Source organism: Longimonas halophila (assembly GCF_002554705.1).
GTDB lineage: Bacteria > Bacteroidota > Rhodothermia > Rhodothermales > Salinibacteraceae > Longimonas > Longimonas halophila.
The window spans coordinates 1-20,618 of record NZ_PDEP01000017.1 but is presented as its reverse complement, the minus strand read 5'-3'; the positions used below and the strand labels follow the sequence as shown (position 1 = coordinate 20,618).

General features: G+C 60.4%; 10 protein-coding genes. 2 read left to right on the top strand and 8 right to left on the bottom strand.

Annotated features, from left to right (window positions below):
* Positions 1 to 72 precede the first annotated feature (72 nt).
* Positions 73 to 1,716 (top strand): LamG-like jellyroll fold domain-containing protein, encoded by a 1,644-nt coding sequence (locus CRI93_RS14030; protein ID WP_176521887.1) that lies wholly within the window; start codon positions 73 to 75, stop codon positions 1,714 to 1,716.
* Between the two features lie 104 nt (positions 1,717 to 1,820).
* Here CRI93_RS14030 and CRI93_RS14025 read toward each other — a convergent pair whose 3' ends face one another.
* The 6 genes from CRI93_RS14025 to CRI93_RS14000 form a co-directional block, all read right to left on the bottom strand.
* Positions 1,821 to 4,355, bottom strand: a complete 2,535-nt coding sequence (locus CRI93_RS14025; RefSeq protein WP_098063274.1) for a glycoside hydrolase family 3 N-terminal domain-containing protein — start codon at positions 4,353 to 4,355, stop codon at positions 1,821 to 1,823.
* 322 nt (positions 4,356 to 4,677) lie between these two features.
* On the bottom strand, positions 4,678 to 7,311 hold the full coding sequence (locus CRI93_RS14020; RefSeq protein WP_217992554.1) for a family 16 glycosylhydrolase: 2,634 nt from the start codon (positions 7,309 to 7,311) through the stop codon (positions 4,678 to 4,680).
* 111 nt (positions 7,312 to 7,422) lie between these two features.
* On the bottom strand, positions 7,423 to 9,000 hold the full coding sequence (locus tag CRI93_RS14015) for a RagB/SusD family nutrient uptake outer membrane protein (protein ID WP_245850552.1): 1,578 nt from the start codon (positions 8,998 to 9,000) through the stop codon (positions 7,423 to 7,425).
* A gap of 106 nt (positions 9,001 to 9,106) precedes the next feature.
* On the bottom strand, positions 9,107 to 12,178 hold the full coding sequence (locus CRI93_RS14010; protein WP_098063272.1) for a SusC/RagA family TonB-linked outer membrane protein: 3,072 nt from the start codon (positions 12,176 to 12,178) through the stop codon (positions 9,107 to 9,109).
* 361 nt (positions 12,179 to 12,539) lie between these two features.
* On the bottom strand, positions 12,540 to 13,535 hold the full coding sequence (locus tag CRI93_RS14005; protein WP_098063271.1) for a LacI family DNA-binding transcriptional regulator: 996 nt from the start codon (positions 13,533 to 13,535) through the stop codon (positions 12,540 to 12,542).
* A gap of 314 nt (positions 13,536 to 13,849) precedes the next feature.
* The gene (locus CRI93_RS14000) at positions 13,850 to 14,056 is read right to left on the bottom strand and encodes a cold-shock protein (protein WP_098063270.1); all 207 of its coding nucleotides are present in this window, start codon (positions 14,054 to 14,056) and stop codon (positions 13,850 to 13,852) included.
* A gap of 218 nt (positions 14,057 to 14,274) precedes the next feature.
* Here CRI93_RS14000 and CRI93_RS13995 point away from each other — a divergent pair, with 218 nt between their 5' ends.
* Positions 14,275 to 15,066: an SDR family oxidoreductase gene (locus CRI93_RS13995; protein WP_098063269.1), complete on the top strand. Its 792-nt coding sequence runs from the start codon at positions 14,275 to 14,277 to the stop codon at positions 15,064 to 15,066.
* A gap of 21 nt (positions 15,067 to 15,087) precedes the next feature.
* On the opposite strand, the gene CRI93_RS13990 is transcribed toward CRI93_RS13995, so the two are convergent.
* On the bottom strand, positions 15,088 to 15,525 hold the full coding sequence (locus CRI93_RS13990; protein ID WP_098063268.1) for a hypothetical protein: 438 nt from the start codon (positions 15,523 to 15,525) through the stop codon (positions 15,088 to 15,090).
* Between the two features lie 116 nt (positions 15,526 to 15,641).
* Positions 15,642 to 19,853 carry an ATP-binding protein gene (locus CRI93_RS13985; RefSeq protein WP_098063267.1) on the bottom strand — a complete coding sequence of 1,404 codons (4,212 nt, stop codon included), beginning with the start codon at positions 19,851 to 19,853 and terminating at the stop codon, positions 15,642 to 15,644.
* Positions 19,854 to 20,618: the final 765 nt, after the last annotated feature.

The window sequence follows — 20,618 nt, the reverse complement described above, 5'->3', positions numbered from 1 at the left end:
TTCACACGCATTATGCCAAGGAGAAAGTTGGGGCCATGTCGCAACGGGCATCAACTGAAGCCCCGGCGCCCTGTGCGTGTAACGAACCTCTTGCTGGTGATCCTTGGAATGCTGGTGGCCATGTGGAGCGCTTCCCCAGCATGGGCCATGCAACATGCGCCCAACGAAGACACGCGCTGGGCCCATGACACCACGCATGTGGTCGGTACGCTTACGCTACCCGACGACACACGCCAGCTCGTCATTGAGGGGCCTGCCGATGCCGATATTTATGCAGTAGATCTGTTACACTATGGCGCAGATGCGGTTGATTTCCGCGCAGAGCAGCGCGCTACGGCATGGACGCTCCGCTTTGATACGCCCCAGCACGGACCGTTCGAGGCGGTGCTGCGCGTACGTGCCGGAGCGCCTACATCGCGGGCCACGTGGCGGCTCATCCCGTTTACCGGCGCCACCCTGCAACCGGCCCCGCTCACGCGCATCGCGAAGACCATTGAAACGCCTCTACCGGGACGAAGCACATGGGGGTGGCCGTTTCCGAACAGCACTGAGCCCAACGCCGATGCAAACCCACAACGTACAGGGCAGACTCTGCAGACATTTACCATGGCGTTCTGGATGCGCACCATGCAGCGCAACGCGGTCGTTGCCTCAACCTGGACGGGCGATCCCGACGCGCCGTATCCGCTCGAAGTCGTGACCGGGCCCACTGGACGACTACAGGTGTATCAGGGCACAGGCACGGCGCATCATACGGTGCGTAGCGGCACGGTCGTGGCCGATGGGCGCTGGCATTACGTTGCGCTGGTGTACGAGGACGCCACGCGGCAAACCACAGTTTACGTTGATGGGCAGCAGGTTGCTCGCGCTCGCACACCAGCGTGCAGAGCCGGACGGGCCCCGCTCACTTTTGGGGGACGTCCGCCCGGCCCGGTCTCAGCCGATCCGGCCATGCGTCCGTTTGATGGCACGCTTGCCTGGGTACAGATGCTTCCCGAAGCGCTCGACGACGAAGGGCTTCAGTCGTTGCGCACTACAGCTACGCCCCATCCCACGGCGCAAACGTATGGTCCGTGGCCTCCTCTTGAAGGCGAAGAGCCAGGGCCTGACACTGCCGTGCGCGTGGCGCTTCCTATTGGTCCGCAAACGCCCGTTTCAGATTGGCAGGCGCAGGTGCGCAATGCAGAAGTCGTTTTGATGTGGACAGGCTCGCACGATGCGGGGCACTACGTGATCGAGCGTTCAACCGACCGCACGCGGTGGATCCCATTTGCAACCGACACCGCAACCGACGGCACGCGCCTGGCAGATGGACGGCACGAGTACACCGTGGTCGATTCATCGCCCCCAGCGGATGTGGTGTTCTACCGCGTCCGCCATGTGGTACCTGACGCGCCCGACCAGCTTTCACCCGTGCTGAAAGTTGGGCGAGCAGCGCTCACTGAAAACGAGAACGGGCCGCACCTGGTGGGCAACTTCCCGAATCCCTTTGACGATCAAACAACCATTGCCTTCGATTTACCCACAACCCTGGACGTGACCCTAACGATTTGGACGCTGGACGGGCGCCTTGTTGACGAAGTTGCTAATCGTGCATTTCCGGATGGATACCACGAGCTTCCGTTCCAGGCAGACACGCTGCCAAGCGGAACGTACTTTCTGCGCCTCCAGGCAGGCCCACACACCGCATCGCATCGCATGGTCGTGGTGCGGTAGTAGCGCCACAGGACATCCACAGAAAGCGCGGGGTGCCACGAAAAGGCCCAGCTCAACGGGTGAGCTGGGCCCTTCTGCTTCAGAATGTACCGCATCCCTCAGAATCAGGGCGTAACGGGTACCTGCTCCGTTACCGAGAACGGCGCTTCGAGCGTATCCACCTGCAGGCGAAATGCACCCGGTTCAAGAACCGGCGTGCCCGAGCGCCCAATGAGGCGGAAGTCTTCAGCGCGCAGTGTAAAGGTCAGGGTTTCGGATGCACCAGGGGCCAGTTCGACCTTGGTAAAGCGCTTAAGCTTCCGCGCCGCGGGCGTCACCGAGGCCACCTCGTCGCGCAGGTAGAGCTGCACCACGTCTTGGCCTGTGCGCGAGCCGGTGTTCTCCACCGTTACGCGTACATCCACCGTGTGCCCTGCATTGAGCGAGTCGAGCGCGGCTTCAGGCGTATCGACCTGGAGGTCGCGATAAGCAAAGGTAGTGTACGACTCGCCGTGTCCAAAGGGGAAGAGTGGCTCGGCTCCGCTATCAGCGAAGTCGGCAGAGAGGCGCTCGCTGGGCTTGTGGTCGTAGAGCGCATAGCCGGTGGGACGGCTCGGGTACGTGTAGGGCAGGTGGCCCGAGGGGTTGACGGTGCCGTACAGCACATCGGCCAGGGCTTGCCCACCTTCGGTACCCGGATTGTAGGCCGTTACCATGGCCTGCGCCTCTTCATGCGCATCACCAAGCGTGCGGGGACGGCCTTGTATCATCACCAGCACGACAGGCGTGCCGGTGGCGGCAATCTCGCGGATGAGTCGGCGCTGTGCCACGGGTAGCATGAGCGAGTGCGGAAGGTTGCCTGCGGTTTCGGCGTACGCCCCCTCGCCCACAGCCACCACGGCGACATCAGACTCCGTAGCCGCAGCAACGGCTTCGCGTAACTGGTCGGGGGCCGTCAGCGTGGCGCCGGGCACATACTGCACCTGATCGGCACCGGCATGCTCGCGCATCGCCTCCATGAGCGTAGGCCGCCCGTCGTGGAAGAGCTCCTGCGCGCGTCCGCCGCCCTGCCAGGTGTACGTCCAGCCGTTGTTGAGCGACTGCATGGAGTGCGCGGTGGGCCCGGTAACGAGCACGTTCTGGTCGGGGGAGAGCGGGAGCAAAGCATCCGTATTGCGCAGCAGCGTGACAGATTCCTGGGCGGCTTGCAGCGCCACGCGACGATCGCGCTCGTTGCCAACCTCGTCGGCCAAATCGAGGCCGGGCAGCGGGTCCTCAAACAGACCCAGCGCAAACTTCAGCCGTAAGATGCGCCGCACGGAGGCGTCGATACGGGCTTCGGTGACCTCTCCATCTTCAACCAGCGCCACCAAGTGCTCAAAGAACGACACGTCCGAGGGCACCATGCTCATGTCAATGCCTGCCTCAATGGCCATCTTCGTAGCTTGGCGTTCGTTGGGCGCCACCTCGTGCAGCGACACCAGCTTCTTGATGTCGAGCCAGTCCGTAACCACAACGCCGTCGAAGCCAAGCTCCTCGCGTAGCACTTCGGTAAGCAGGTAGCGGCTGGCGTGTACCGGCACGCCGTTGACTTCCCCCGAGTTAACCATGATGGAAGCCACACCGGCGTCTACCGCATCCTGAAACGGACGCAGGTACTGCTCGCGCAGCTCGATGTTAGAAATGCGTGCCGGGGTGCGGTCGCGTCCACTTTCGGAGCCTGAGTAGCCGATAAAGTGCTTGGCCGCGGCGGCTACATGCGCCGGATCGCTCAGGTCGGTACCTTGCATGCCGCGTTGCAGTGCCAGCCCCATAGCACTGGTCAGGTGGGCGTCTTCGCCAAACGTTTCGTAGAGGCGCGGCCAGCGCGGATCGCGGCCTACGTCAAGCACGGGCGAGAAATTCCAGGGGATGCCACTGGCCCGCACATCACGTGCGGTGATGACGCCGCTCTCTTCAGCCAGCGCCACGTTCCAGGTGGCGGCCAATCCCTGATTTTGTGGAAAGAGCACCGCCTCTTGCGTGTAATTCGCCCCATGCACCGCGTCGATGCCGTAAAGCACCGGGATTCCCAGCCGCGTTTGGCGCGCTTCGTCTTGCACCGCGGTGAGTACCTCGTGCCAGTGCTCGGTCGTAAACGCAGCATTGACCACGTTCAAGATGGAGCCCACATGGTAATCCTGTACAATGCGACGCAGCTTCTCGGAATTGATCGGCTGCGGGAAGGGCTCGGCATCGGTGGCCATGCCCAGTTCCAGCTGCATCATCTGGCCGACCTTCTCTTCAAGCGTCATGCGGCTGAGTAGCGAGTCGACGCGCGCATCCAGGTTTTCTACGCTCGATCCGGTGCTGTCAGCCACAACCTCACGAATGAACGCCCCGCTCGACTGTGCCGACAGGCCAACCGGCGGCGTGCTCATCTCCAAAAGCGACACGTCGCGATCCAGCGGCATCGTCACCCCTTCTTCAGAGGCACGCGCTCCGGTCTGGCTCAACGCATTCGAAGACACCGCGGCTGTAGTGGTGTCTGAGTCGGCCTCGGTCATGCGAGAGGAGTTCGTTTGCGTGCATCCGGCCAGTGTGGTCAGCACAATAAGCAAAGGGACAAGAACATGCAGCGGCTTGCTCAGGCAAGGGGCCGCACCATAAAAAGCGATCATAGGGCAGGGGTCAGCTTGGAAACGAAGCGTATGGAGCACCGCCATAGCAGGAGCGGCGCACTGAACAAAAGGGGAGCATCAAAACAAGCGTGGGGGCCGAAACAGCATCGTGTGCAACACAACGGCGGTGGAGGGACGCGCACCAGACCATCCTGGCACCGCACCCGTCGCATCCGCCTATGTCTTGCGTACCCCACCAAGCCGGCGGCATATCCACCACCAGCCCGCTACCGTGCCGATGCACAACGCACGATAGCAGGCCGTGGAACGGGCGGCGGGAGACGAAGCAGGTCAGCGCCTCGAATGACGCTGCCGAACGTGGTTATTCGACCGGACGATAGAAACGGACCCAGTCGTATTCGGAGCGCACCGGGAAATTGCTATCGTCGATCTCTCCGGCAAAGCTGGGCGAATCCGACACCCACAGATTCATCATGATCTGCATGTCAATGTCGGGAATCTCGTTCGGGCTGGCGCCCTCCACGGTGGCCTGCTTCACCAGCTGACCGTCGCGGTACCACTTGATCTCGCCCGGCAGCCATTCGAAGGCGTAGTTGTGGAACTCTTCGGAGGCATCATAGCTCAGCCCTACGCCTTCGGGGAAGGGCGGCACCTGATAGGCGTCGTTGTTCGGTTCGCCCTCAGGCCCTTCGTTGAAGTAGATATTCGTGAGCATCGAGTTGTTGTTTTTGCCCACCACCTCAATGTCGATCTCTTGCCACGGGTTGTACCGGTAGCCAAAGAAGGAGGACACCGTGCCGCTGGGTCCGGCGGACTTCATGCGCACCTCGTAGCAGCCGTAGCCGTAGAAACCGTCCTGGTTGTCGGTGCGCAGTTCGGCCCCGGTGTACGGGCGGCCCTGGTACTGCTCTTCCCGCAGGTTGAGTATCATCTTGCCGTCCTCATACGTGACGTTTTCCGGACGGAAGTAGGCGAGGTTGCCATTGAACGTGGCATTGCCGCGATCCCAGAACTCCTCGTTGGGTTCGTTGAAGTTGTCCTCAAAGAAGAGTTCGTAGTCGTCGCCACACGCGCTCTGCACGGTTTCGTCCGAGCCAAGGTCGGTGTCGGAGTAGATGATATCGTCCACGGTGAACGTGAACGTCTCGCCGGGCAGATTGGCGATGGCGAAAATGAGGTTGGCGATGCGCGACGACAGTTCGCCGTCGCCGCCGTTGTTTACCGCATTGTCGTCGACGAAGGCGCTAAGCGGAACGCTGATGCGCGTGTAGCCCGAGGCGTCGGGGCTGACCGCGTAGTCGTACTGGAACTCATCGTCTACGGGCCCGCTGCCGTCGAACGTGCCATTGCCGTCCTGATCTTCCTGCAGGTTGATCTCCAACGTATACGGCACGGTGGCATTTGACCGGATGTACATCGTGAGGTACGGGTCATCGCCGAGGTCCGAAAGGTCGAGGCCTTGCACCTCAATATCGCTGCCGGTGCCTTTGCCGTATCCCGCAAAGCCGCCGCCTTCGCCTCCTTCGATCGTAGCTTCGAGCGCAGTGGTACCACTGCTTTCCATGGGCACATCCTCAGTTTCAGCCAGCCCAATTCCGGCCCCGCCGCCTGCAAAGGTGAAGTACTCGCCTTCTTCAGTGCCATCCTCGAAGTCGTCGAACACAATCTGCCCGTCGCCGTCGTCATCACCACGGAAGTCGCTGGTGCCGCCGCCGTTGCCGTTATCAGCGGCAACCGTGACGGTCTGGGTGGCATCGGACGAGGCGCCTTCGTCATCGGTCACGGTAAGCGAAACGGTGTAGTCGCCTGCTTCGCTGTAGGTGTGCGACGCCTCGGCACCGGTTGCGGTGGTGCCGTCGCCGAAGTCCCACTCGCGAGAGGCGATCATGCCGTCATCGGTCGAGTTGTCGGTGAAGGTAACCGACTCGCCGACCAGGGGCGCGCTGGGTTCGATGCTGAAGCTAACGGAGGGCGGCGTGTTTTCGTCTCCACCGCCGTTGCCGCCATCGTCTTCACCCGGAATGTCGCCACGGCGCGCCAGGCGAGCAATGGACAGGGTACCCGTGAAGGTATCGGAGCGCCCCAGGAAGCCAAGCGAACCGCCGTCGTTCACGAGCAGCACAGCCTCGCTAACAATGCTCGGATCGGCAGGCTGCCCATCGAACTGCGCGAAATTGCCGCGGAAGTCAAAGTAGTACTCCCGGTACTCGCCGTCGGCAGGCACTTCTTTAACGAGCGGTGCGATGCTGGCGTTGGCGTCGGGGCCGTCGGCGGTGTTTAAGGCCAGACGCACAAAGGCCGGGCCGGGGCTGTCTTCGGAGACCTTCATGCGAGCCACGACAACCTGCGTATCGGTAAAGTCAACAACTTCATTCAGGCTGTGGGACAATCCTGGAAACGCGTTAGGGCCGCCGGTTTCGTCGCCTTCAACATTCAACTGGCCGTCTACGATGCTGGCCCCTGCAATGCCATTAAAGAAGAAGATGGGAGGCAGGGGGTCGGCGGCCGGTCCGACCTCGGCATCGACAACGCCCCCGCCGAGGTAGTCTGTGATGAGGGTATCATCGAAGCCCACATCGCCAAATAGCTGGACGGTAATGGTGCGTCCGTCTGCGTTGAAACGGATGGGCTCAACGAAGGTGGTGATCTCGTCGGAGGGCGAAAAGGTGACGTCGAACACGCTGGTTCCGTTATCAGGGGAACCGGTGTCCTCCGCTGCCGAGATGCTGAACGGCGCGGGCACCTCGCCTTCGGGACGCGGACGGCTGCCCAGCGATGTGTACGTAAGCGTGAGCTGCTGGGTGGTATCGGGCGTGCCAGGCGTTACCTCGAACGATATACGTTGCGAGTTCGCCGTGATAACGTTGTCGCCATCGTCGTTCATGGGACTCTGGTCACAGCCCGTTATGAGGCCACTGGTAACCAGCAGCGCCGCAAGGGCCACCGCACTAAACAGCGCGGTTCGAGGCCAGGAAGAGGGTAAAAGGGTATACATGGCAATCATCGTACAAAGCAAAAGGGTAGCGGAGGAGGCGCGGGGCATCGTACACGCCGCACGCTGCAGCTCAATCGCCCAAGCGGCAGCGGCGGCAAAACGCCGAATGAATCAGTAGCCCGGGTTCTGCTGCAGGGCACCATCACTGAGGTCGATCTCGCGCTGCGGGATAGGCATACGCTCGTGGGTACCGGCCACAAACCCGGCATCACTCAGCACCTCGTCGGCGCGTCCCTGGCGCATCAGATCGAAGAAGCGCAGGTCTTCCATAGCAAACTCCAGCCGGCGCTCGCGATAGATGGCCTCACGCAGTTCGCTTTGATTCGTGGTGGTGATGTCGGGGAGCACGCCAGACGGATTGTCTGCGTTTTGGCGGGCGCGTTCTCGCACGCGGTTCAAGGATTCGAGTGCGGCGGGGGCGTTGCCCAGTTCGTTGGCCGCCTCTGCGTGCCACAGCAGCAAGTTTGCGAAGCGCAGGTAGCGCACGTTGCTCGGCCCTTCGTAGTCACCCACGCCCTGATTCGACGGGTATAGGTCCTGGGGTATCCAGATTTTTTCGTTGTGATACCCGGAGCGGCTGGTTGCTCCGCCAACCGTCGTTCCATCGGGCATGACCTCACCGTCAAAGATGATTGTCGCATCCAGTCGGGGGTCGTTGCTGTCAAACGCATCCACCAAGTCCTGTGTGGGCTGCTTAAAGCCGAAGCCCCAGGTGCTGCGGCTGGCCTGCCACACGTTGCCGTAGTAGCCTTCAATTTCATTGGCATCCTGGGCGTAGTTGATCTCGAAGATCGAGCCCGGTCCATGTTCACCACTGGTGCGGAAGATGCCGCCAAAGTCGTCGGCCAGGCGGTATTCGCCCGAGTTGATCACCTGGCGCGCAAGCGTCTCCGCCTCGCTCCACTCTTTCTGGAAGATGTGTGCTTTCACCAGCAGCGTGTTGGCCGCCCCCATCGTGGCGCGTCCGTATTCGGAAGAGCTGAGTTCGCCCTTCGTGGGCAGCTCCTGCGCGGCAGCACGCAGGTCGTCCTCAATCAGCGTCCACACTTCAGGTTCAGGAGAGCGCGGCTGGTCGGCATTGCCGATGGTTACCTCACCGGTGAGCAGCACAATGCCCGGACCGTTGTTGCTGTCGGGGTCCATGCCGAAGGCCTGCAGCAGATAGAAGTTGGCATAGGCCCGGATGAAGCGTGCCTGTGCAAGAATGTCGGCCCGCTCCGCCTCGTCCATCTCGATATCCGGAACGTTGTTAAGGATGCGGTTTGAGCGCGTTACGGCTTCGTAGAGACTACTCCACATCTTGCCGATGTAGAGGTTGTTCGGATTCACCGTAAAGGACTGCACATCGTCGATGTCGGGCTGGTCGTTCTGGCTCTCACCGCCTTTAAAGGCGTTGTCGGAGGCCACTTCGCCGAACACCATGTCGTATCCAGCCAGAAACGTAGGCGCGCCCTGGTAGGTGGGCACCTCGTACTGCTGCTGGAGGGCATCGTAGGCGCCAGCAAGGGCGCGGTTGGCGTCGTCGGCACTGGTGAAGAAGCTGGCGCTGGTCTGTTCGCCCTGCGGTTCGATGTCGAGCATGTTGTCGCATCCGGTCCACACGCCCGCCCCAAGGAGGAGCGTGCAGAGCAGGAGCGCACGCCCTGTGGCAATGCGCGAGCGGGCCGTTTGTAGGAGAGATAACATCATGAGGATGGAGCAAAGTCTGGTATAATGGGAAGCAGAGCGCTGGGGCCCGGGCGGCCCCATGCGATCTACGCAAGAGCAGGAGGGGCAAGGCCCCAGCACACAGCCGTTAGAACTGAAAGTCGAGGCCAACCGTAACGGTGCGCGACTGCGGGTACACGCCCCGGTCGATGCCGCGATCGAGAACGCCGTTACGCTCTCCAATTTCAGGATCGAAGCCTTCGTATCCGGTCAGGGTAAGCAGATTCTGCCCACTCACGAAAACGCGTGCGCTGCGCACTGATGCGCCTACCGCGTCGAACAGGCGATCGGGGACGGTATAGCCAAACGTCACGTTTTTGAGGCGCAGGTACGATCCGTCGCGCACGTAGCGATCCGAAATGCGTGTGTTCAGGTTAGGGTCACTTACCGTAAGGCGCGGCATATCCGTGCTGGTGCCGGGGCCGGTCCAGCGATCCAGGGCGTCTTCTTCGAGGTTGAAGATGCCCGAGCCGAGCGTGTAGTACTCGTACGCCGCGAACAGCTCGTTGCCCGATACGCCCTGAAGCAAGACGCTCAGGTCGAACCCGCGAAACGCCACCCGGCCATTAATCCCATAGGTGAAGTCCGGGAACGGGTTGCCAATGAACGTGCGATCGTCATCGTTAATGACGCCGTCGTCGTTCAGGTCGCGGAAGCGAATGTCGCCCGGCGCGGTGCCGCCAGACTGAAACGCGTGCTCGTCGACTTCTTCCTGCGTCTGGAAGAGGCCGTCGGTTACGTAGCCGTAGAAGGAACCAATGGGCTGCCCCACCACGGTGCGTGTAATGTTGCCTTGGCGGTAGCTGCCACGATCAATGCCGGTACTGGCACCGAGGCTCTTCACTTCATTGCTCACAGTGGCAATGTTGGCGCCCACGTCGTACGTCAGGTCGCCGTCGAGTGCGGTGTCGCTCCAGCTGAGAGCAAGTTCAAAGCCGCTGTTCTGAATGTCGCCGGCGTTCTGGACCTGCCCGTCCCGCTGCGCACCGCTCGTGGAAAGCTGCGGAACGACGAGGAGCAGGTCGCTCGTGTTCTTGACGTAGTACTCAGCGTTTACGCTGAGGCGGTCGAGCAGCGTCGCATCCAGCCCAAAGCTGGTCTGTCGCGATTCTTCCCACTGCAGGTCGGGGTTGCCCGCACCGCCCAGCGTAGCACCAGGAGTAAAGTTGCCTTCACCCAGTATGTAGGCAGGGAAGGTTTCGATCGTCGTCAGGAACGCGAAGTCATCGATGGCATCGTTCCCGTTAATTCCGTAGCCACCACGGACCTTTAGGTCGTTCACCCACTCCACGTCATCCATGAAGTCCTCTTCCGAGAGGCGCCACGCTGCCGAGAACGAGGGGAAAAATCCAAATCGTTTGTTTTCACCAAACCGGGTCGAGCCGTCGTAGCGGGCCACAATCGTAGCCAGGTAGCGACCACCATAGCTATAGTTTAAACGGCTGAAGTACGACAGGAGGCGCGACTGTTCAAGATTTCCACCCGCGCTCTGGCTTCCATCAGCTTGATCCAAGTAGCGCAGTGAGGGATCTTCACTCGGCAGAACCTGAGCCCCTGCCGACACAAACTCGTACGTATTCCATTCAGCAGACGTACCACCCAGCACGGTTACATCGTGCTGCTCACCAAAGACCCGGCTATACTCTGCCGTATTTGTCCATATTAGGGACGTACGTTGATCGCTGTACCGATTTACGCCATTGATGGTGTTTCTAAACGTAGGACTGACCTCATAGGTCGGTGTAAACGAGTAGTTGTCGCCGTAGCGCAAGTCGAGGCCAAAGTCTGAACGCAGCGTGAGGCCGTCGATCGGCATCAGGTCGGCAAATACGTTACCGGCAAGGCGAGTCGCGCGGTCTTCCGAGTTGTTGAAGTCGAGCACAGCCACCGGGTTGTTGGCGTTGTTGCCAAACCGGCTGAAGGTGTAGTTATCGGTCGTGTTGAGCGATGGATCGCGGACCGGCTGCGCGGGTGAGAACTGCAGCGTCTGAATCAGGAAGTTGCTGACGTCATTGCCCTCGGGGACTGTGTTGCGAAAGTCTCGCCCGATCGAAAGGTTTTCGCCAACCGTGAAGAGTCCAGATTCCGACGTGTATTCGGTGTTGATACGGAAGTTAATCTGCCGGAAGTCCGACGTTTTAACGATACCCGTTTCGTCAGTGAAGTCGCCGCTCACGCGGAAGCTAAAGCCGTCGCCTCCTCCCGAAACACCCAAGCTGTACTTCTGGAATGTGCCCGTTTGAAAGATTTCGTCTTGCCAGTTGGTTGATTGCCCACGCAGCGCAGTTGGATTCTCGTAGACAGGGGCCTGGTCGGCGTTGATAGCGGCTTCGTTGCGTAAGGTCGCATACTCGGCGGCCTCGGCCATGTCGAGCTGGCCCGGAACTTCGGATGCCCCGTACTGCGCGTTAAAGCTGACTCGTGTTTCCCCCGCTTGCCCTTTCTTGGTGGTAATAAGGATAACGCCGTTGGCCCCTTGCGTGCCGTAGATGGCAGCGCCTGCTGCATCCTTAATCACGTCGATGGAGGCAATGTCGTTAGGATTCAGGTAGTCAGGACGATCGGGCAAGGGTAGCCCGTCGACTACGTAGAGCGGATCGTTGTTGCCGGGCGAGGCGATGCCGCGAATCCGTACGCTAAATCCCTGTCCGGGACTCCCCGAGTTCTGCGTGACGACAAGACCGGGAATGGTGCCTTGAAGCGCTTCCGTGGGATCGGTAAGCGACCGGTTGGCGAGGTCGTCTTCCGAAATCGAGGAGATGGAGGTCGTCAATTCACCCCGTTCTTGCTCACCGTATCCCACCACGACGATCTCGTCCAGCGACGTGCCCGTCGCCAGCGCAAAATCGAGCTCGACGGTTTCGCCTTCTGTTACGGTAACGTCTTCTTCTGTTGAAGCGCTATACCCCACGAACGATGCGCGCAGCGTGTACGTGCCGGGCTCTATCGACAGGCTGTAGGTGCCGTCAACGCCGGTGCTTGTACCGATGGGCGAGTTGGGGACGACAACGTTCGCCCCCGGTAAGGCCTCGCCCGTCTCGCTGTCGGTGACAGTGCCTGTGATGGTGCCCGTTTGCTGGGCAGCAGCCGGGGCCGCCCCGAACAGGGCCGCGCCCAGGGCAAAACAAGTGAGTAGTGTGTATAACCTTTTCCAAACCATGATACTTGGCAGAGTCTACAGAAGGGGCCAGAAAGCAGGGCCCGCTGCGCGGGCGTCGAAGCGCTTTTCGGGAAAGCGCTTCCAAATAACCTGTAAAATAAACAGGTCGATAGCGTAAAACGAGCGATCCGATTAGGTGAAACCGGTTTCATTTCAGTGCAAAAAAAGTGAGTGAAACCGGTTTCACCCGCATTCACACGATAGGAACCCGGCAGGGAAATTACAAGCAATCTTGCCAAATCTTTAAAAAGAGGAGAAGAGAGCTCCTATTTGAGTCTATGAATAGGCAAGAAATGACGTTGTACGTTCGGTAGTTGTCGCGTTAAAAACGACGGTGGCTTCGGCCCGGAACGCGGCCCGACTATGTACTTGCTCGCACGATTAACTCAGTGGGCAGCACGGTCTGGCGTGGACGCTCAGGCTCGGCGGCATGAATCATGCTAAAGAGGCGCTCGGCAGCGCGCCGCCCCAGGTCGTACACGGGCACGCGGATGGTGGTGAGTGACGGTGTGGTGTACTGAGCGCTTGGGATATCGTCGAAGCCAGCCATCGCCAGGTCGGTGGGGATGCGTACGTCCCCTTTTTGGAGCGCGGACATTGCACCAATGGCCATGTAATCGTTGCACGAGAACACCGCATCGGGGAGCGCATCAAGATCGAGAAGCTGACGCCCGGCCTCGTATCCACTGGCTTGCGTGAAATCGCCCTCGATAACGGGCTGCGCATCGGGGTTGATGCCTGCCTCGTGGAGCGCGGCGCGATAGCCTGTGCGGCGTTCGCGCACGTCATGGCTGTGCGGCGGTCCTAAAATGATGCCAATGCGCCGATGGCCGCGCTCAATGAGGTGCTGGGTGGCGGCATAAGCCCCGGCTCGGTTCTCGATCTTGAACGAGTTGTAGGGCAGCGATTCGGAGGCGTTGTTCATAAACACCACGGGCACATCAATAGCATACTCGTCGAGCAGCCCGCGCTGCGCATCCGCCTGAATAGTCATAATGAGCAGTCCGTCTACGCGCCCTTGAAGCGACTGCAGGGCCGCCTCGCTCTCCGAGAGGCTGTAGTGTGAACTGGAGATGAGCATGTAGTGCTCTGCTTCTTGGGCCACCTCGTCGATGCCACGAATGATCTCCGAGAAAAACTCGCCATGCGGAGCCGGAAGGATGACGCCGACGGTCTGCGTGCGCCCGTGGCTCAGGCTACGCGCTGTGGCGTTGGGCCGATACCCCATGCGGTTGGCTACGTTGCGCACCCGCTCTTGCGTGTCGCTGTGTACCAGATCGCTGTGGTTAAACACGCGCGACACCGTTGTGGCCGATACATCGGCCGCTTTGGCCACATCGCGAATCGTTACACTCATAACGAGAGAGGCCCAGTCAGAATCAGGAAGAAAGATGGGGTAGTTTTGACACGTCCGTAATAAAGCCCGGTTTCTGCGGTACAGGGCCGCGTCTACAGCCCCACACACAACTCGAATCCCCGCAAATTAGCACGAACCCACGCCGCAGCAAGTGTCATCACGCCCAAACAGGGTGTCAGAACAGATCACAAAAAAGCCCGGCTCAGTATGAGCCAGGCTATTCAGGGCAAACGGGCCTCCCCACAAGCGACCCGGGATAGCGGACGCGTGTGGTGCCCAAAGCCCCAGCGATGCATGGTAGCATCGAGGCCGTGCTACAGCCGCTCTACGCCAAGCGCGTTAAGCCCTTTCGGCGTTTCTTCGACATCAAACTCAACCTCTTCTTCGTCCTGAAGCGGCCCACGGGCCTCCTCGTCAGCGATGTTGGAGTGATGCACGAATACGTCTTTGGTCCCGTCGTGGGGGGCAATAAAGCCGAATCCCTTTTCGACGCTGAACCATTTCACTGTTCCTTGTGGCATATCGGTGTTGGTCTTGGTGATTGCGTAACGTGGCCTTGCAGGCGCCCGTTGCGCACTACAAACAGCATTGTTACGGCCTTAGATATCGTATAGCGGGCACTCCAACCCTTGTACGGGGGCATGTGTTCGCATCTCCTATTGGCTTTTCATACATTGTGCGTGTTTACAGTAGGGGATGCAAATCATCACTGCCCGTCCATCATCCATTCCGCATTGCCATGAAATCGTCGCCAACTGTGTGGATTACGGGAGCCTCATCAGGCATAGGAAAAGCCCTGGCCCACGCGTGGAGCCATCACGGGGCGCGGCTGATCCTTTCGGCGCGGCGCGAAGACGCGCTGCACGCGGTACGTGAGCAGTGCGCCCACCCCGAGCACCACCACGTGCTCCCGCTCGACCTTGCTGTGCCCGAGTCGCTACAGACGGCGGTTGATGAGGCCACCGCTGTACATTCCACCATCGATGTACTCATCAACAACGGGGGGATCAGTCAGCGTGCAACCGCGCAGGACACCGATATGGCGGTGGTGCGCCGCATCATGGAGGTCAACTTCTTCGGCGCGGTTGCGCTTACGAAAGCGCTGCTTCCGCACTTCATCGAGCAAGGCCACGGCCATATTGGCGTGATTAGCAGCATCGTGGGCATGTTCAGCACACCCAAGCGCACCGCGTATGCGGCCTCGAAGCATGCGCTGCACGGCTACTTCGACGGGCTACGCGCCGAGGTGTACGACCAGGGCCTGCGCGTTACGCTCATCTGCCCGGGCTACGTACAAACCGATGTATCTCGCAATGCTTTGACGGCCGATGGCTCGTCATACGGCATCCTGTCTGACTCTATCCGCAACGGCATGGACCCCGATGCCTGCGCTACCTCGATCATCCGGGCGCTGCACGAGGAGCGCGACGAGGTGTACATTGGCGGCGTTGAGACGTACGTGGTCTACCTGAAGCGCTTTCTGCCGCCTGCTCTCTTCAACCAGCTCATTCGCCGGGTCGACACCACATGATAAGCAGAGTGCAGGCACACGTCAGTCGTCGGCCTTGGGCCATGAGGTGTCGGAGGGGAGCGGCGCCTGGGGCGCTTGCAGCCGGAGGCTGTCGGGCACGTCGTTCGACTGCGGATTCGGGTTGACAACCGACACAATGGGCAATGCCAGCGCGGTGAAGAATTTGCCCATGGCTGCAATCAGAAACTCTTGCTGGAACTCGACAAAGTCGTTTTCGAAGCGTCCCTTCTCATCCAGGTGCCCTTCAATATCCAGATACAGCACGCGCGGCCAGTCCGGGAACTCATCTTGCGCCTGTTTCAGTAACGCAAAAATGTCCTGCGCGGCCGTCTCAAAGTCGTCAGAGGCTGCCACCACGTGGTACAGCGACACGGTGTTGTCGAAGTTCATGTGGAGGCCAGGAGAGTCTGGCTTATCATACTCCGGCACAAAATTCGGCATATCGTGCTCAGTCGGCATACGCGGGCAAGTAATGGTCGGCAAGAAAACAAATCGAGGCTCCAAACAGAGCCTATCTTTCAATGCGCCGTACGCTGAATGGATTCGGGGCTATGCTCTCCGCACACACCTTGGCGTCATGTCGATGCGGGTGTCGACACCTGGCTGGGCGGATAGCCAAAGTGCGACCGGAATTGGTCGCTGAATGATGACAGGCTCTCGTATCCCACCGCATAAGCGACTTCGGTCACGGTTCCTTCGTTGGCTTCGAGTAACGTATGAGCCGTGCTCATCCGCACATCGCGCACGAGCGCAGCTGGCGAGGGCGCCTCGTGGGTGCGGGCGCGCCGGTAGAGCGTGCTGCGGCTTATAGCCATAGCAGCAGCCAGGTCGTCCACATCAAAGCCGGGCTCGGTCAGGTTGTCGCGGACAATGGCGCGCGCCTCCCGTTCGAACTCCGACATTGCTTCGTCGGGCGTGGGCGTTGCATCGGATGACGCGCTGTCGGCTTCGGTGTCGGTGGTATTAGCATCGGCAGAGCGGGGGGCAGCGCGCAGGCGGCGCTTCAGGCGCTGCATCCACTGCATGACGCCATGCACGCGCATCTGCAGCACATCAGGATCGAAGGGTTTGGTAATGTAGTCGGAGGCACCATCGGCAAGGCCCCTCACTTCGCTTGCGGTATCGGCACGGGCTGTGACGAGGATGACCGGTATGGTGGCGGTATCGGGGGTATCACGCAGCTTGCGGGTTAGAGTCATGCCGTCCATTCCCGGCATCATCACATCGGCAAGCACGAGGTCGGGCAGCTCCGAGGTAGCGAGCGCCAATCCTTCGCGTCCGTTTTTCGCCTCGACGATGCGGAACTCCTCCTCCAAGATGGACCGGATGTACGCACGCATGTCGGCATTATCATCAACCACAAGCACCAGTGGTGCGCGTGAGGGCGTGGGGGGGCCTGGCGGGGCCGTGGAAAGGCCGTCCGTGCCATTTTCCGGCACAGGAGCAAGGGTATCACCCGTACGATGGGGCTCACTTGAAACGAACGGGACGGCCCCATCTGATTCAGTACCTGCAGCCGGTACGCCATCGGCCTGAGTATCCACTTCGGAGGAGGCCTCTGCATCGGCATCCTCATTGGGCCGTACACGCTCGGGCAGCGCCTTGCGTCCACGAGGCAGGATAACCGTGAAGGTAGCGCCCTCGCCCGGCGTGCTGCGTACCGTAATGCGTCCGCCATGGGCCTCGACCAGATCTTTGGTGAGCGCCAGCCCAATTCCGGCGCCGTCGTGCCTTCGGGTGGTCGAGCCATCGACCTGCTGAAACCGTTCGAAGATGGTCTGATGGTGCTCGTCTGCAATGCCGATGCCGGTGTCAGAAACCAGCAGCCGGGTTTCAGAGGCGGTTTCGTCGACCCGCACAACGATGTGGCCGCCAGCGGGTGTGAACTTGATCGCATTGCTCATCAGATTCGCCACCACCTGCTCCAGATAGTCGAGGTCGGCATAGGCAGGCTGGGCGTTTTCGGGCGGACCGTTGTGCTCCACGCGTATGTCAAGATCGCGGGTGCGCCCAAGATCGGTAAACGTGCGGGCATGGCGCGCAAGACGACGGCCCACGGCACATTGCTGGGGTGCAATGGTGAGGGTGCCCGCTTCGAGCCGGGCCAGCTCCAGCAGCTGCTGCACCATGTCAAGTAATCGTTCAGCGTTCCGCTGCACCCCCTCAAGGCGATGCTTGACGGACGATGCGAGGCCCGACTTCGATAGCAACTGGCGCACCGGTCCCAAGATGAGGGTAAGCGGGGTACGCAGCTCATGACTGATGTTCGCAAAGAACTGCGACTTCGCCTCGTCGAGCGACCGCAGGCGCTTGGCTTGCTGGGCAAGCTGCTCATTCTTCCGACTGATTTCGGTGGTCCGCTCGGCAACCACGCTCTCCAGATAGCGCTGTTGGCGTCGTAGCGTGTGGGTGCGCCACTGCACCACGCCAGCGAGCAGCCCAAGACCGCCCAGCACATACAGCACATAGGCCCACCAGGTGCGATACCAGGGCGGCAAGATACGAAACGCATAGGGCGTTACAGACGTGGGGCCGCTGCGTGCAGTGCGTGCCTGCACTTCGAACGTGTACGCCCCTGGCGGCAGGTTGGTGAAGTCGCGCTGCGCGCTGGTTGTCCAGTTCGACCACGTATCGCTAAGCCCCACCAGCCGCACACGATACTCGGTGGTATGCGGCTGGGTATAGCTGGGCGCTGCATAGCGCAGCCGCACGCTGTGGTGTGCATAGTCGAAGGCAGGCGGATTTGCCCTTCCGGTATCGGTGTTGGAGTCAGCGGTGGTGCGCAACGTAGAATCGGCAGGCAGCGAAGACAGGCTGCTAATGCGAACGGTGCCTGCCGAGAGCGTATCGGCCTGCGGCTCATAGCGGACGAGCCCTTTGCTGGTCGCAATCCATACGACCTCCTCCTCAGCACGTACTGCTCGCACGGTTGACTGCGCCACCCGTCGTAGCGAGCGCATCTGCCACGTCCAGTCGTCCCCGCTGCGCGTCCACCACCCCAATCCGCTTCCGGTATTGCCCCACCAGCGGCCCGTGCCGTCTTCAGCAAGAAGGATGCGCGGCTCGCGGGTTTGTCCCGGCACGTAGGGCGGCCCATCAACCGGATAGAATTGACGTGTTTGGGAATCAAAGCGATGCGCCCCTTCTTCCGTTGAAAAGAGGACCGTATCCCCAAAGCGAAACGGCATCACATGGCCCTGAGGCAGGCCATGATCGGTTGTGAGTTGTTGGGTGGATACGGGGCGGCCCTGTGTATCCACCGTAACACGCACCACCCCTGAATAGCGCGTACCCACCCAGAGCGTAGAATCGCTGGCCCAGGCGGGGCGGCTAAAGTTACCAATGTCATCGCGCAGCACACCGGCGTGCTGCCATCCTGCGTTGTCATCGCGCTCGAAGTGTTCGAGGCCTCGCGAGGTGGATACGTAGAGCTGATTCGGCGCATGCGGTGCAGCAGTAATACGAAACCCGTGCGACTCAATCAGGCCAAAGCCTTCGCGCGCATCTCCGCCTTCCCACCGGATGAGATCGCCCGCGGTCCCTGCAAGCAGATCGCCCGCGTTGTCTTGATGCAGGTTCCAGATCTGGGTGAACGGCGGATGCTTTTGCAGCGTAGCTGGCGTGCCGGGGTCAGAGCCCGGTACCACAGTGCCCATGCCGTGGTTGGTACTCACAGTGAGCGTGTCGTTGTGGCGCACCACATCAGTAATAGTTTCATCGTCGAACGACCCTGAGAATATGCTGAGGGGCGTATTCCAGTCGATGCGGCGAATGCCGCTGTCGAGCGTTACCCAAAGGCCGCCTTCATGGTCTTCATAAACGCCTAATACGGGCTGCTGGGGAAACGGAAACCGGCGAATGAGCCCGCCCTGCGCATCGAACAGAAACAGCCCCGCTCCAATGGTGGCGAGGGCATAGCTTCCATCTGAGAGGCGCTTCAGGTCGTAAGGCAGAGCATCCGCAATGTCGTCACGGAACGATACGTTGAGCCGCTGAAGCGTACGCCCATCATGCACGTAAAAGTAGCTCTCCGAAGTAGACACAAGCATCTGGTCGGAGCCGTAGGGCGCAACCGCGCGAATACTCTGCTTGCTGCCGTTTGGCGCATCGGGCAGGGAGAACAGAGGCTGCAGCGAGTCGCCCTCAACAGCAAAGAGTCCGTCTTGAACGGTACCCACGTACGCGGTATCGCGAATGGTGGTCATCGGGAAAAACGAGGTATCCTCGCTGGGCGGAGCCCAGTAACGCATGGTCTCGTTCGAAATCGACCAGCGGTAGAGCCCATTGTACGTCAGAAAGTACACGGCGTCGTCCACTGCCTGCACGCTCCAGATGCTACCGAGATCGCTGGGGCCTTCGGTAATGTGGTCCCGCAGCGACACGTAACGCAGCCCTTGCAGAGTGGGATTGAGGTAGCCCAGCTCGTCTTGGGCTCCTACGTAGATGCGTCCATCGGCCCCCTGAGCCAGGCCGCGTACAATGGATCGGTTGGAAACAGGGATAAGCTGCCAACGGGCCCCGTCGAAGGTAAGCACGCCTCCGGTGTTCGCCACGTACAGCATATCGCTGTCGTCTTGCGTCGCCATCCAGTTCTGCGCATCGGCACCGTAGGTCTCGGGGGCATACGTCTCGACCAACGGCATCCCGGCCTCAGGATGCATCCAGTGGGCCTGCGAGGCCGGTGCCTGCTGCGCGGCTGCAGAGGGGCTCCAGAGGCCAATACACCAGAGCATCACAAGGCTATACCGGGTAACCTTGCAGGCAAACGTGGAAACAGCAAGAGGCATGGCAACGCGCGTTGGGAACGGGGGGCGTGCGCACTGGGGCAGCCAAGGCGGGCTCAGCGCGGGAACAGTGTACACCAGGCGGATCGGTACGAGGCATCACTCAGTGCGCGTTGGTTCGCGTGGGTACAGCTTGTTGAAGAATGCATAACGTGCATGCCCCGCAAGCCACACGCACCCGTGTGCAGAAGCGAAGGTACGTATATACCACAAACAAAACACAACAAACGCATGTACTCGCAACGAACTGTGACTTTTGCTGATGCGTCAAGGAAACGTCAATTGTTACGCTGATCTACGCGAGACATACCGCCTCGTTCAGTGCGGATACGGAGTAATGCTGTAATATGAAACACTACACCCGAACAATGCAGCGCAGAGGAGCGGTTGAATTGCAAGCGATCTGGCCTCTGCAAGGTACCGCCCGAAATGGCTACGAGGTGAGCGCGGGCCTTAGAACCTGTTTTGATTTCTGGTAGTTGGTAGACGCTAAGTGATAAAGCTAAGGGACACCGAACCCTCGTTTCGTTCGACCCCCCTCTCCCCTCGGGTTTCTCCCCCTTTTCCAAGGGGGAGATGTCGGCAGACAGAGGGGGTTGGGCAGACTACGATGATGTAGTCCACATGACAATCACTTACCAATGCCAATCCAGAGTTGAGACCCACATCACCGCAAGCTGTTTGAGGAGGGTGCTTAACGCCGCTCTCACAAACAGCCCTTGGTGACATGGACTGGCAATCTACGCTCATTCGCGTCTTTGTGTTCGT

Bases quoted from the DNA above. Each gene is read 5' to 3' on its own strand.
- CRI93_RS13990 (WP_098063268.1), bottom strand. From the start codon at position 15,525: ATGCCGACTGAGCACGATATGCCGAATTTTGTGCCGGAGTATGATAAG.
- CRI93_RS13995 (WP_098063269.1), top strand. From the start codon at position 14,275: ATGAAATCGTCGCCAACTGTGTGGATTACGGGAGCCTCATCAGGCATA.
- CRI93_RS13985 (WP_098063267.1), bottom strand. From the start codon at position 19,853: ATGCCTCTTGCTGTTTCCACGTTTGCCTGCAAGGTTACCCGGTATAGC.
- CRI93_RS14010 (WP_098063272.1), bottom strand. From the start codon at position 12,178: ATGGTTTGGAAAAGGTTATACACACTACTCACTTGTTTTGCCCTGGGC.
- CRI93_RS14000 (WP_098063270.1), bottom strand. From the start codon at position 14,056: ATGCCACAAGGAACAGTGAAATGGTTCAGCGTCGAAAAGGGATTCGGC.
- CRI93_RS14020 (WP_217992554.1), bottom strand. From the start codon at position 7,311: ATGTATACCCTTTTACCCTCTTCCTGGCCTCGAACCGCGCTGTTTAGT.
- CRI93_RS14005 (WP_098063271.1), bottom strand. From the start codon at position 13,535: ATGAGTGTAACGATTCGCGATGTGGCCAAAGCGGCCGATGTATCGGCC.
- CRI93_RS14025 (WP_098063274.1), bottom strand. From the start codon at position 4,355: ATGATCGCTTTTTATGGTGCGGCCCCTTGCCTGAGCAAGCCGCTGCAT.
- CRI93_RS14015 (WP_245850552.1), bottom strand. From the start codon at position 9,000: ATGATGTTATCTCTCCTACAAACGGCCCGCTCGCGCATTGCCACAGGG.